11 protein-coding genes are annotated in these 12,440 nt (G+C 57.3%); 3 read left to right on the top strand and 8 right to left on the bottom strand.

Annotated elements, in window-relative coordinates:
- Positions 1-116: 116 nt before the first annotated feature.
- Both H8S59_RS22400 and H8S59_RS22395 read right to left on the bottom strand, forming a co-directional pair.
- Positions 117-797: a COG3650 family protein gene (locus H8S59_RS22400; RefSeq protein ID WP_187522842.1), complete on the bottom strand. Its 681-nt coding sequence runs from the start codon at positions 795-797 to the stop codon at positions 117-119.
- Positions 798-858: 61 nt separating this feature from the next.
- Positions 859-1,458: a short chain dehydrogenase gene (locus tag H8S59_RS22395; RefSeq protein WP_187522841.1), complete on the bottom strand. Its 600-nt coding sequence runs from the start codon at positions 1,456-1,458 to the stop codon at positions 859-861.
- Between the two features lie 114 nt (positions 1,459-1,572).
- Between H8S59_RS22395 and H8S59_RS22390 the strand changes: the two genes are divergently transcribed.
- A complete protein-coding gene (locus H8S59_RS22390; protein ID WP_095101382.1) occupies positions 1,573-2,496 on the top strand; it encodes a LysR family transcriptional regulator in 924 nt (307 codons plus the stop codon).
- Positions 2,497-2,725: 229 nt separating this feature from the next.
- Here H8S59_RS22390 and H8S59_RS22385 read toward each other — a convergent pair whose 3' ends face one another.
- The 5 genes from H8S59_RS22385 to H8S59_RS22365 form a co-directional block, all read right to left on the bottom strand.
- Entirely contained in the window at positions 2,726-3,427 is a 702-nt protein-coding gene (locus tag H8S59_RS22385; protein ID WP_027900847.1) for an ABC transporter ATP-binding protein, read from the bottom strand.
- Positions 3,428-4,195, bottom strand: a complete 768-nt coding sequence (livG, locus tag H8S59_RS22380) for a high-affinity branched-chain amino acid ABC transporter ATP-binding protein LivG (protein WP_027900848.1) — start codon at positions 4,193-4,195, stop codon at positions 3,428-3,430.
- Positions 4,192-5,448, bottom strand: a complete 1,257-nt coding sequence (locus H8S59_RS22375) for a high-affinity branched-chain amino acid ABC transporter permease LivM (protein WP_187522840.1) — start codon at positions 5,446-5,448, stop codon at positions 4,192-4,194. The genes livG and H8S59_RS22375 overlap by 4 nt, the downstream gene beginning before the upstream one ends.
- The gene (gene livH, locus H8S59_RS22370; protein WP_095101212.1) at positions 5,445-6,374 is read right to left on the bottom strand and encodes a high-affinity branched-chain amino acid ABC transporter permease LivH; all 930 of its coding nucleotides are present in this window, start codon (positions 6,372-6,374) and stop codon (positions 5,445-5,447) included. Before livH ends, H8S59_RS22375 begins: the two co-directional genes overlap by 4 nt.
- Positions 6,375-6,590: 216 nt before the next feature.
- On the bottom strand, positions 6,591-7,718 hold the full coding sequence (locus tag H8S59_RS22365) for a branched-chain amino acid ABC transporter substrate-binding protein (RefSeq protein WP_187522839.1): 1,128 nt from the start codon (positions 7,716-7,718) through the stop codon (positions 6,591-6,593).
- A 326-nt stretch (positions 7,719-8,044) separates the two neighbouring features.
- Between H8S59_RS22365 and H8S59_RS22360 the strand changes: the two genes are divergently transcribed.
- A complete protein-coding gene (locus H8S59_RS22360; protein WP_095101208.1) occupies positions 8,045-8,350 on the top strand; it encodes a DUF2288 domain-containing protein in 306 nt (101 codons plus the stop codon).
- 231 nt (positions 8,351-8,581) lie between these two features.
- On the opposite strand, the gene H8S59_RS22355 is transcribed toward H8S59_RS22360, so the two are convergent.
- Positions 8,582-10,816, bottom strand: a complete 2,235-nt coding sequence (locus H8S59_RS22355; protein ID WP_095101206.1) for a bifunctional diguanylate cyclase/phosphodiesterase — start codon at positions 10,814-10,816, stop codon at positions 8,582-8,584.
- 283 nt (positions 10,817-11,099) lie between these two features.
- On the opposite strand from H8S59_RS22355, the gene H8S59_RS22350 reads away from it, so the two are divergent.
- On the top strand, positions 11,100-12,440 hold a 1,341-nt coding region (locus H8S59_RS22350), incomplete at its 3' end, for a spinster family MFS transporter (protein WP_187522838.1).

Here is a 12,440-nt window from a genome sequence, read left to right as displayed (position 1 = left end):
TCAAAAGTGAGGCGCCGTAAGGGCGCAACCAATATTAGCCATTACCCAGCAACGGATATGTACTCAAAACTACTAAATGCCACAATCAATAAAGATCAAACCGATCTCAACCGAGATCAATCATCCCGCGACCCGCCGTAATACCCGCAACCCCGCGAGGTCTCGCCGTTGATCCGCAACTCGGCAGTCAAATGCTGCACCGAGCCATCCACGCTATCGACGCAACGTTGTGGCGCGACCCAGAGCTCCATCTTGTTGCCGTTGGCTTCACTGCTGACGCTGAAACGGCCGTCTGGCAGTTGTTCTTCCACATAAGGGACGGCAATGGAGTCTTTGCCCAGACGCTCAATGACCATACCTTTGCCACTGACGTTAACGTTCCAGGCCGGTTTGTTGCCGTTGACGTGCAAGGTCAGGCGCTTGAAGTTGGGGTCTTCACAGGCCTGGCCCGCACGTTCGACGCGGTAGACCTGACGCAGGTCCAACTGGCCATCGCTGTTGACGGCCTTACTGGCAACGAACACACCGCGCAAGTCGGCGAATACCTTGCCGGAGCTGTCCGCCAGGGACGTCGCTTCCTGCAGGATGCCGGTGTTGTCGCCGTCCTTGACCACATAACGACGCTGCTCATTGCACGGCTGGAACATCAACTTGCCGCTATCGCCGGTCAGATTACCCTGCATGCGAATCCAGCCAGCCTTCGAGACGGGGTCTGAACCGGAGTGAGAGGCAAGCATCTGGCAGCCAGCGAACAGTGGCAACAGCGCGACGAGCAGAGCGGAACGAACAGCAAACATTGAGTGGTCTCCAGACATGTGCCGCCACGTTACTCAGCCTGCGGCCCCATCACAAGAGGCATTAACCAACGTGATACGTCTGACCGGTCTGCAGGCCCTCGACACTTTTCGCGTAAGCCAGCGCTACATCGGCTGCGGCCACAGGTTTAAAACCCCGGAAATACGGCGCATAGCTGTCCATGGCCTCAATCAGAACGTTAGGGCTGACCGAATTGACCCGCATGCCGCGTGGCAACTCAATGGCTGCTGCCCGGACGAAGGCGTCGATGGCACCATTGACCAGGCTGGCCGAAGCGCCCGCGCGTATCGGGTCGTGACTGAGGACTCCGGTGGTAAAGGTGAACGATGCACCATCGTTGGCGAACTCCCGACCGATCAGCAGCAGGTTGACCTGGCCCATCAATTTGTCCTGCAAGCCGAGGGCGAAGTCGCTTTCAGTCATCTCCGCCAGCGGCGCGAACTTCACATTGCCAGCGGCGCAGACCACTGCATCGAATCGGCCTATCCGTTCGAACAGTTTTCGAATTGAAGCGCTATCACTAATATCCACTTGCTCCTCTCCACTGTTGCGGCCTGCGCGGACGATCTCGTGACGTTGGGCCAGTTCCTGGGCGACGGCCGATCCAATGGTGCCACTTGCACCAATCAATACAATTTTCATGCTGCTGCTCCGGAGATTCATTCATGGATGTCGAGTGGGCAGTGTAGGGTCGCTATTTGCAGTCGATAAGCGTGCTAATAGGCAACCTTTGGTTCTCATAGGGAAACAATGACGGTGAGTGAAATTGATGACCTCGCAGCTTTTGCGGTTTTGATCGATGCAGGCAGCTTCACGTCTGCGGCGGCACGTCTGGGCTGCAGCAAAGGCTACTTGTCAAAGCGGATAAGCCAGCTGGAGCAGGGCTATGGCGTGATGCTGCTTCATCGGAGCACTCGCAGTCTGAGCCTGACGTCGGCGGGTGCTGCCTTGTTGCCGCAAGGGCAGCAGTTGCTGGCGAGCGTGGAGCGGGCACGTAATATCGTCGAGCTGATGCGCGATGACATGGTGGGGCAGGTGCGTGTCACTGCCCCTGTGTCTCTGGGGGAGACGTTTTTCGAAGGCCTGCTGATGGAGTTTTCTGCGCAGTATCCGCAGGTGAAAGTCGAGCTGGAACTCAATAACGCTTTTCGTGACTTGCGCCGGGACGGCTTTGATCTGGCCATTCGCTCCCATGTGGCCAGTGATGAGCGCCTCGTCGCCAAGCCTTTGCTCGCGATGCAGGAGCTGACCTGTGCCAGCAGCGCTTATTTGCAATTACATGGGCAGCCGAACAGCCCCCATGAACTGATTGCCCACACTTGTCTGCTCAACAGCCATTACAGCGGTCGTAACGAGTGGCTTTACCACCAGCACCACGAACTGACCCGGGTTCAGGTCAACGGTACGTTTGCCAGTAACCATTATGGTTTATTGAAGAAGGCGGCGCTGGTCGGTGCCGGCATCGCCCGATTGCCCTCGTATATGGTGCACGCCGAAATCAACGATGGTCGGCTGCACTGGCTGTTCCGCGATTACCAGACCAGTATTTCACCGCTGTTTCTGGTCCACCCCTATGAAGGGGAATTGCCCAAGCGCATGCAGGTGCTGGCCGATTATCTGTTGGGCTGGTTTCAGCGCAGCAGTGCGGCGCTGGAGCGGTTGGGGGTGGGGGATACCTGAAAGGGGCTGCCGCCTGAATCGGAAGGCAGGCCCCTGTGGGATATTCCATGTCGAACCAATTCCTGTGGGAGCGAATTTATTCGCGAAGGGGCCGGTACATACGCAGCAGATGTATTGACTGAAATACCGCCTTCGCGAATAAATTCGCTCCCACAGGTCCAGAGTTAAATGTGATATGTCGCTGTAATAAAAAACGGCCCGAAGGCCGTTTTCTTATTGCAGCGAATCATCAACCGCCCAAATAGGCATCACGCACTTTCGGGTCTACCAGCAGTTCTTCACCGGTGCCTTGCATCACCACACGACCGTTTTCCAGTACATAGGCCCGGTCGGCGATCTTCAAGGCCTGGTTGGCGTTTTGCTCGACCAGAAACACCGTCACGCCATCACGACGCAGCTGTTCGACGATCTCGAAAATCTGCTGAATGATGATCGGCGCCAAACCCAGTGAGGGCTCGTCCAGCAACAGCAGCTTGGGCTTGCTCATCAGCGCACGGCCGATTGCGAGCATTTGCTGTTCGCCACCGGACATGGTGCCGCCGCGTTGGTTGAAGCGTTCTTTCAGGCGCGGGAACAGGTGCAGCACTTTGTCCATCTGCTCCTGATAGTCGTCTTTTTCCGTGAAGAAGCCGCCCATGGCGAGGTTCTCTTCCACGGTCAGGCGCGCAAACACGCGACGGCCTTCCGGGACCACGGCGATGCTTTTACGCATGATCACCGAGGATTCCAGACCGACCAGTTCTTCACCCATGTAACGGATGCTGCCGCTGTGGGCGCGGGGCGAACCGCACAAGGTCATCAGCAGCGTGGACTTACCCGCACCGTTGGCACCGATGAGCGTCACGATCTCGCCTTGGCGCACATCTACATTGACGTCGTGCAAGGCCTGGATCTTGCCGTAGAAGGTGGAAACGTTTTCGAATTGCAGCATTTACGCTTCCCCCAGGTAGGCTTTGATCACTTCAGGATTATCGCGGATCTGTGCCGGCGTACCGTCAGCCAGCGGTGTTCCCTGGTTGATCACCACGATGTGGTCGGAAATGCTCATCACCAGCTTCATGTCGTGTTCGATCAACAGCACCGTCGCGTTGTGATCGTTGCGCAGTACGCCGATCAAGGCCTTGAGGTCTTCGGTTTCCTTCGGGTTCAGACCTGCAGCAGGCTCGTCGAGCATCAGGATGCGCGGCCGGGTCATCATGCAGCGGGCGATTTCCAGGCGGCGTTGCTGACCGTAGGCCAGGGTGCCCGCCGTACGGTTGGCGAACTCCTTGAGGTTGACCGCTTCCAGCCAGTGAGCGGCATATTCCATGGCCTCCTGCTCACTGCGACGGAACGCCGGAGTGCGGAACAGGCCCGACAGGAAGTTGGTGTTCAGGTGACGATGCTGGGCAACCAGCAGGTTTTCCAGGGCCGTCATTTCCTTGAACAGGCGCACGTTCTGGAACGTCCGCACCACGCCTTTACGGGCGATCTGGTGACCTGCAAGGCCTTGAATCGGCTCGCCGTCGAGCAGGATGGTGCCCGCTGTGGGCTTGTAGAAACCGGTCAGGCAGTTGAACACCGTGGTCTTGCCAGCACCGTTGGGGCCGATCATCGACACGACTTGTTTCTCATTGACGGTCAGGCCTACGCCGTTGACCGCCAGCAGACCGCCAAAGCGCATGCTCAGGCCGCTGACTTCGAGGATAGGGCGGCTCATTTGCGCAGCTCCATGTGTGGACGTTGCATGGGCAGCAGACCTTGAGGACGCCAGATCATCATCAGCACCATCATGGCGCCGAACATCAACATGCGATACTCGCTGAACTCACGCATCAGCTCAGGCAGCAGGATCATCACGATGGCTGCGAGGATGACGCCCAGTTGCGAGCCCATACCACCCAATACGACGATGGCCAGAATGATTGCCGACTCGATGAAGGTGAACGACTCCGGCGTGATCAGCCCTTGGCGAGCGGCGAAGAAGCTGCCCGCGAAACCGGCAAATGCTGCACCCAGAGTAAAGGCCGACAGCTTGATGATGGTCGGATTCAGGCCCAGTGCACGGCAGGCGATTTCGTCTTCACGCAATGCTTCCCAGGCACGACCAATGGGCATGCGCAGCAGGCGATTGATCACGAACAGCGCAGCCAGCGCCAGCAACAGGGCAACCAGATACAGGAAGATCACCTTGTTGATGGAGTTGTATGGCAGCCCGAAATACTCGTGGAAGGTCTGCATGCCTTCAGCTGCTTTACGCTCGAACGACAGGCCGAACAGGGTCGGTTTTTCGATGTTGCTGATGCCGTTCGGGCCGCCGGTGATATCGGTCAGGTTCCGCAGCAGCAAGCGAATGATTTCACCGAAGCCCAGGGTCACGATGGCCAGATAGTCGCCGCGCAGCCGCAATACCGGGAAGCCCAGCAGGAAGCCGAACAGCGCCGCCATCATTCCCGCAATCGGCAGGCAGATCCAGAAACCCAGGCCGAAGTAGTGAGAGAGCAGGGCGTAGCTGTAGGCGCCGACGGCATAGAAGCCGACATAGCCCAGGTCCAGCAGACCGGCCAGGCCAACCACGATGTTCAGGCCCAGGCCGAGCATCACGTAGATGAGGATCAGCGTGGCGATATCCACCGCACCTCGAGAGCCGAAGAACGGCCAGACCAGTGCGACCAGTACCAGGCCGAGAATGATCCAGCGTTGAGTGGACGGCAGGCTCAGGAAGTTGCTGGCCTTGGCTGGCACCAGTGGCATGTTCGGTGAGGAGCGCCATGCCGCAGTGATCTGCTCATTGAACAGCACGCGCAGGAACATCGCGATGGCGCCCGCGATGATCACGCTGACGGTGGTGGTGCTGGCGCCAATGACGGCCAGTTTGACGCCGACGATTTCCAGCTTCAGGCCGAAAACCGGGTAGGCGACGGCGAGCACCAGCAAGGCGCTGAAAAACGCCGATTTGAGATTCCTGGTCATACTTTTTCAACCTCCGGACGGCCGAGCAGGCCGGTCGGCCGGAACAACAGCACCAATACGAGAAGACCGAACGCCACCACATCCTTGTACTGGTCGCCGAAGATATCGGCACCAAACGCTTCTGCCACGCCGAGCACCAGACCACCGAGCATCGCGCCCGGGATACTGCCGATGCCGCCCAGTACTGCTGCGGTGAAGGCTTTGATGCCGACCAGGAAACCTGCGTTGGGGTTGATCACGCCGTATTGCATGCTCAGCAAGACGGCAGCAACTGCCGCCAGCGCAGCGCCGATGACGAAGGTCAGGGCGATGATGTTGTTGGTGTTGATGCCCAAAAGATTGGCCATCTTGATGTCTTCCGCACAGGCGCGGCAGGCGCGACCCAGACGGGAGCGGGAGATGAACCAGGTCAGGCCGAGCATCGCGATCAGTGTCACGACGAAAATCAGCACCTGCATATAGGAAATCACGACTTCATGAGTGCTGGCCGAGCCAAACACGAAGTTGCCGGGAATCAGGTTGGGGATCGATTTGTCTTTGGAGTCCTGAGACAACAGAACCGAGTTCTGCAGGAAGATCGACATACCGATGGCAGAAATCAGCGGGATCAGACGGTTACTGCCACGCAGCGGTCGATAAGCCACGCGTTCGATGGAATAACCGTAGGCGCTGGTGACGACGATACTGGCGACAAAGGCTGCAGTGATGACCAGCGGCAGGCTGTCGATGCCCATCATGGTCAACCCGGCAATGGCGATAAACGCGACGTAGGAACCGATCATGTACACCTCGCCGTGGGCGAAGTTGATCATGCCGATGATGCCGTAGACCATCGTGTAACCGATGGCAATCAAGGCATAGGTGCTGCCAATGGTCAGACCATTAACCAGCTGTTGGAGGAAGTGATAGATGTCTATCTCGGGCATTACAGCGTGCTCCTAAAAACCTGCTCTATGTTTCACTGGTGAAGTCTTTGGCCGCTTGCACGTCGTGGTATGTGTCCACGTTGGATACAAGCCCAGTGAATCACTGGTGACGGTTTCAAGATGGTCAGCGACAGTTGGTCTTGTGGATCACCTGCGCTCGTAAAACAAAGCCCACTGCGGTTGCAGTGGGCTTTGGGTTCAACTTATGGCGAATGCTTACTTCACAGGCGCTTCAGTTTTGGTGCCGTCTTTGTGCCAGGTGTAGACCACGAATTTGAAGTCTTTCAGGTCACCCTTGTCATCGAACGACAGGTCGCCGGTTGGCGTCTTGAAGGTGCCAGCGTGGATAGCTTTGGCCACTTTGTCAGTGTCTTCGCTTTTCGCAGCGGTGATGCCGTCAGCGATCACTTGAACCGCAGCGTAAGCCGGGAACACAAACGGACCGCTTGGATCTTCTTTCTTGGCCTTGAACGCTTCAACCAGAGCCTTGTTGGCTGGATCCTGGTCGAACGAAGCAGGCAAGGTGACCAGCAGGCCTTCGGATGCATCCTGAGCGATCTGCGAGATCGACGCGTTACCCACGCCTTCCGGACCCATGAAGCCAGCTTTCAGGCCTTTTTCCTGAGCCTGACGCAGGATCAGACCCAGTTCCGGGTGGTAGCCGCCGTAGTAAACGAAATCGACGTTGGCTTGTTTCATCTTCGCGATCAGCGACGAGAAGTCTTTGTCGCCAGCGTTGATGCCTTCGAACAGCGCGACTTTAACGCCATCTTTTTCCAGAGTCTGCTTAACAGCGGTGGCGATACCTTCACCGTACTGTTGCTTGTCGTGGATGACGGCGACGGTTTTAGGTTTGACCTGCTTGGCGATGTAGTCGCCAGCTGCCGGGCCCTGAGCGCTGTCCAGACCGATGGTGCGGAAGATCAGTTTGTAGCCACGCGCAGTGATTTCCGGGCTGGTTGCAGCCGGAGTCACCATGATGATGCCTTCGTCTTCGTAGATGTCCGAAGCCGGTTGGGTGGAGCTGGAGCACAGGTGGCCGATCACGAACTTGACGCCGTCGTTGACGACTTTGTTGGCTACCGCGACCGCTTGTTTAGGATCGCAAGCGTCATCGTATTCAACGGCTTCGAGTTTCTTGCCATCGACGCCGCCTTTGGCGTTGATCTGCTCAATGGCCATTTTTGCGCCGCTGAACTGCATGTCGCCGTACTGGGCAACTGCGCCGGTCTTAGGACCCGCGATGCCGATCTTGATGGTGTCTGCTGCGAACGAATGGCTGGCAACCCCCGCCATAACCAATGCGGCAAACAGCTTGGAAAGCTTCTTGGTACCCTTAGTCATGATGCTCCACTCTTGTGTTTTAATTTTTATAATCCTGATGCCTAGGCAGCGGGACCGGATTTTAAACACCGATCTAACCCCCGGCAAACTGTACCGGAACAGTTTAGAGCGCCGGTCAATGGCTTGAATAGCTAGCCGCAGGGGGCAAAAACGATCGATGTCGCTTAATTGTAAGAAAGATACAGAATCATGCGGTTCGACTTGTCCAATCGACCTCTAAACCCCTGGTTTGCCTGATCTTCCCTGCAATCAATTACTTGTATCTGGGTTTGTCTTGAGCGGACTCGGCGCTATCATTTGCGTCGATTTTCTTTTCGGTGAAACCCATGAGTGAAGAACCAAGCACCCTCTATGCCAAATTGCTCGGCGAGACGGCATCAATTACCTGGACCGAGCTTCAGCCGTTCTTTGCGCGAGGTGCCCTGTTGTGGGTCGAGCCGACGCTGGATTTGATTGAGGTGGCGCAGGCGGTTGCGCAGAACGAAGCGGATAAAGTCGGTGCGTGGCTCGCCAGTGCTGAAGTCGGCAAGGTGGCTGAAGCCAAGGCGCTAGAGCTTGTGGAGCGCGATCCGGTGCTCTGGGCCGTCGTAGTGGCACCTTGGGTTCTGGTCCAGGATAGGGCGCCTGCTTAGTTCGTGATCTGCTTTGGTGCGAGCTGCAGGTTCAAGTGGGAAGTCTGGTAACTGCGCCGGGGGCTCTGGGTAGCGAAATCTCTCAATGAATTTCGCCAAATGACCCGACGTGGGACCGGCTTCAGCCGGGAAGGCAGTATCCAGGCTATGAAGATGCGCTGACTGCAATGGCCTCTTCCCGGCTAAAGCCGGTCCCACGACATGAGTAACTGAGCCTGTTTAACCCCATCATCAGCGCGCGGGGCCATGACTCCACTTTTCCGGCATGGGAGTGTGCTGAGCTGTTTTCGGGCCGGTCTGACTGGCCGTTTTACGCTGGTTCAGCTTCTGCACCAGCGGCAGGATCTGCTCAAGAGGCTGTGGTCGGCTGACCAGATAGCCCTGAATATAATCGCAGTCATATTTGCTGAGAAACTCCTTCTGCTGCGACGTTTCTACCCCTTCGGTCACGACCTTCAATCGCAAGGTATGGGCCATCACGATGATTGCCTGAACGATTTCCATGTCCTGAGCGGAGCCGGGTATATCACCAATGAAAGAGCGATCAATCTTGACCGTGTCCAGCGGCAGGCGCTTGAGGTAGGCAAGGGATGAATAACCTGTGCCAAAGTCGTCGATGGACAACGAGACACCCAGGCAGCGGATTTGCTTGAGCAGACCGATAGTGGTGCTGATATTGCCCATCAGCGCGTTCTCGGTGACCTCCAGCTCCAGACGCCGGGCGGGAACATTGGCCTGTCGCAAGGCGCGCTGGATGTCATCGATGAGATTCTCCCGGGTCAGGTTAAGCGCAGAGCAATTGACCGCGATAATCAGCTCATCCAGGCCATTGCCGGACAGTCGGCCCAGATCAAGGCATGCGCGGCGCAGCACCCAGTTATCAAGATCGGCGATCAGGCCGTTGGTCTCGGCTATCTCGATGAAGCGGTCCGGGGTCAGCAAACCATGCTGCGGGTGCTCCCAGCGCACCAGTGCTTCGAGCTTGGCCACTTGACCTGTTTTGAGATCAACGATGGGCTGGTAATAGACCTGCAGGCCGTTTTCTTCAAGCAGCGCGTTGCGCAGTTCTTCTTCCAGCTGCAGTTCCAGGCTGGCTTTGGTCTTGAGGTTAGGGCTGAAAAAATGCGCCCGGTTACGGCCGTTGCCTTTGGATTGGTAGAGCGCAAGGTCGGCGTGCTTGAGCAGTTCGTCGCACGTCTGGCCGTCCTGCGGGAAGATACTGATACCGATACTGGTGGTCATGACCATATGCCGCCCGGCCAGGGCGATCGGTTCTTTCATCTTCTGCATGACCCGATTGGCCAACTGCTCGGCCTCTTCATAGTTATGCAGACTGATCAGAATGCAGAACTCATCGCCGCCAAAGCGGGACACCACATCATCGCCCCGCGTCGCGCTGCGAATGCGCTCGGCGATCGCCTTGAGCAGGTCATCGCCAGCATCATGCCCAAGGCTGTCATTGATGCGCTTGAAATGGTCGATGTCGAGGAACATCACCGCCATCATTCCGCCGCTGGCGTAATGGTCAGTCAGCTTCTCCGCAAAGGTCTGGTTGAATCCACGGCGATTGAGCAGATTGGTCAGTGCGTCGTAATGTGCCACCTGTTGCAACGACATTCGTGCCTGATCCAGTTGGCTGAGCAGTGCATTCACGCGGCGCAGGTCGTGTTCCTTGCTTTGCAGTTTCTTGTCTGCCATCGAGGCGCTGAGGCTACCGGCAATAATCAGCAGGGCAATGATCGCAATGGTCAGGCCCAGTTGCATGGCGTTTTCCGGGGGCGCCGATTCGAGTGGGACATTCTCCGGCAGCACCAGATTCAGCGACCACATGCCGATCATGTGGGTGCCCAGCAAGCCCGCGCCGAGCAACATGCTGGCGCCATATTTGAGCATCTGGTGGAACATGCCGCTGCCCTGACGCAAATAGCTGGGCATTAGCAGGAAGACTGCGCCACACAGGATGGCCATCAGGATCGAGAGCCCGAACGGACCGGGTTGATAGTACTGAACGGCAGACGAGCGCAATGCCGACATGCCGACGTAATGCATGATGACCACGCCTAGGCCTATACCGATGGCGCTAAGCAGCCATTGACCTGGCCCGAGGACTTCCTGGCTGATGGCTTTGATCGCGAACGCGCCAGCGATGGCTGCAATAAACAGCGAAGCAATGGTCGTGGGAAGGTCGTAGCTGAGCTTCATCGGGGTTTCAAAGGCGAGCATGCCGATAAAATGCATGGCCCACGCACCGCCTGCCAGGCAGAGGGCTCCCAGCACCTGCCAGCGTTGCCGACTCTGGTGGTTTTCCGAATGGATGATGCGCTCGCCGATATCCAGCGTCGCCAGGCATGCAGCTGAGATGACGCCAAAGGACAGCGCCATGAGGAACATGTTGTGCGTACAGTCCAGCAGCAGCATCCCGTCGTGGGATTGACCGGACATCAAGTGCAAACCAAGCCATTCCATAGCGGGCCCCATGTGTTCAATACCAGGGTCGCCAGCATTCAGGAGTGGTGGCGATTCGCTGTCAGTATAGGAGTTGCGCCAAACGTGCCAACTGGAAAGGGCTGAGGGGTCCAATCAATTTGGAATTAACTCAATAGCGAAAAGTTATAACGCGATGCCGGTGTCGCCATGGCAGGTCATTTCCTCCGCGAATGTTTACAGACAGCTATTCAAAGGCCTCCTAGATCAACCAGAGTCCTTCTGCTTCAAGCGCTTGCTATAACAATAAAAAAGGAGCTCCACCATGCAAGGTACTCCGCAGCCATTGTCACCACAGGCGTCCAATGCCTGGCGCGTTCTGTTTTTGCTGTTTCTGGCTAACCTGTTCAATTTTTTTGACCGGACCATTCCCGCGATCATCATTGAGCCGATTCGCAAGGAGTGGCACTTGAGTGATTTCCAGTTGGGAATCATCGGTACCGCGTTCACGCTGGTCTATGCCATTGCGGGGCTGCCGCTGGGCCGTATGGCCGATAACGGCTCGCGCAAGAAAATCATGGGCTGGGGTCTGGCAGTGTGGAGCGGGCTGACGGCGGTCAACGGGTTGGCGGGCAGTTTCTGGACGTTTCTGTTGGTACGGATGGGCGTCGGTATTGGCGAGGCCAGCTACGCCCCGGCTGCCAACTCGCTGATCGGTGATCTGTTCCCGGCTCATCGACGCGCACGGGCCATGGGTATTTTCATGCTGGGGCTGCCGTTGGGGTTGCTGCTGGCGTTTTTCACCATCGGTGCGATGGTCACAGCCTTCGACAGCTGGCGGGCCCCGTTTTTCATTGCTGCCGTGCCGGGCCTGGTGCTGGCGGTGTTCATGTTCTTCATTCGTGAACCCAAGCGTGGCGCAGCGGAAAGTGTGCGCATGTCCGAGGAGAAAATCGACAGGCCGATTCGTCGGGTGCTCTCGGTGCCGACTTTTGGCTGGCTGGTGTTGGCTGGGCTGACCTTCAACTTTGCGACTTATGCGTGCAACTCGTTCATGGTGCCGATGCTGCAACGTTATTTTCTGCTGCCTTTGCATGATGCTGCGGTGGCGACCGGGATGATTGTCGGTGTAACGGGTTTGGTCGGGTTGACGCTCGGCGGCTGGGTCGCTGACAAATTGCATCAACGGTTCGCCAACGGTCGGTTGTTGTTCGCGGCGGGCAGCATGTTGATTGCGACGCTGGCCACGGGATATGCCTTGCATGCGGGGCGCATTGAAATCGGTGTGTTCGTCAGTGTGTTCAGCCTGGGTTGGTTGTTTGCGTACAACTTCTACACCTGCGTCTACACCGCGATTCAGGACGTGGTCGAGCCCCGGTTGCGGGCGACGGCGATGGCGTTGTTCTTCGCAGGTTTGTATTTGTTGGGCGGCGGGCTGGGGCCCGTGGTGGTGGGTTTGCTGTCAGATCACTTTGCCCACTCGGCCATGGCGGCTGCGGGTGCTGAGCAGATGAGCGAGGTGTACAAGGCGGTTGGTCTGCACGACGCCATGTACCTGATCCCGGTGGCGCTGTTCATGACACTGGTGTTTTTGTATCTGGCTTCGCGGTGTTTCAGTCGGGATGCGGCGAGGATGAAGGCGGGGATGGTGGCGGATGAGCCGGTA

Origin of the sequence: Pseudomonas folii (assembly GCF_014357575.1) — a bacterium.
GTDB lineage: Bacteria > Pseudomonadota > Gammaproteobacteria > Pseudomonadales > Pseudomonadaceae > Aquipseudomonas > Aquipseudomonas folii.
This window is presented reverse-complemented; position numbering and strand designations above follow the sequence as displayed.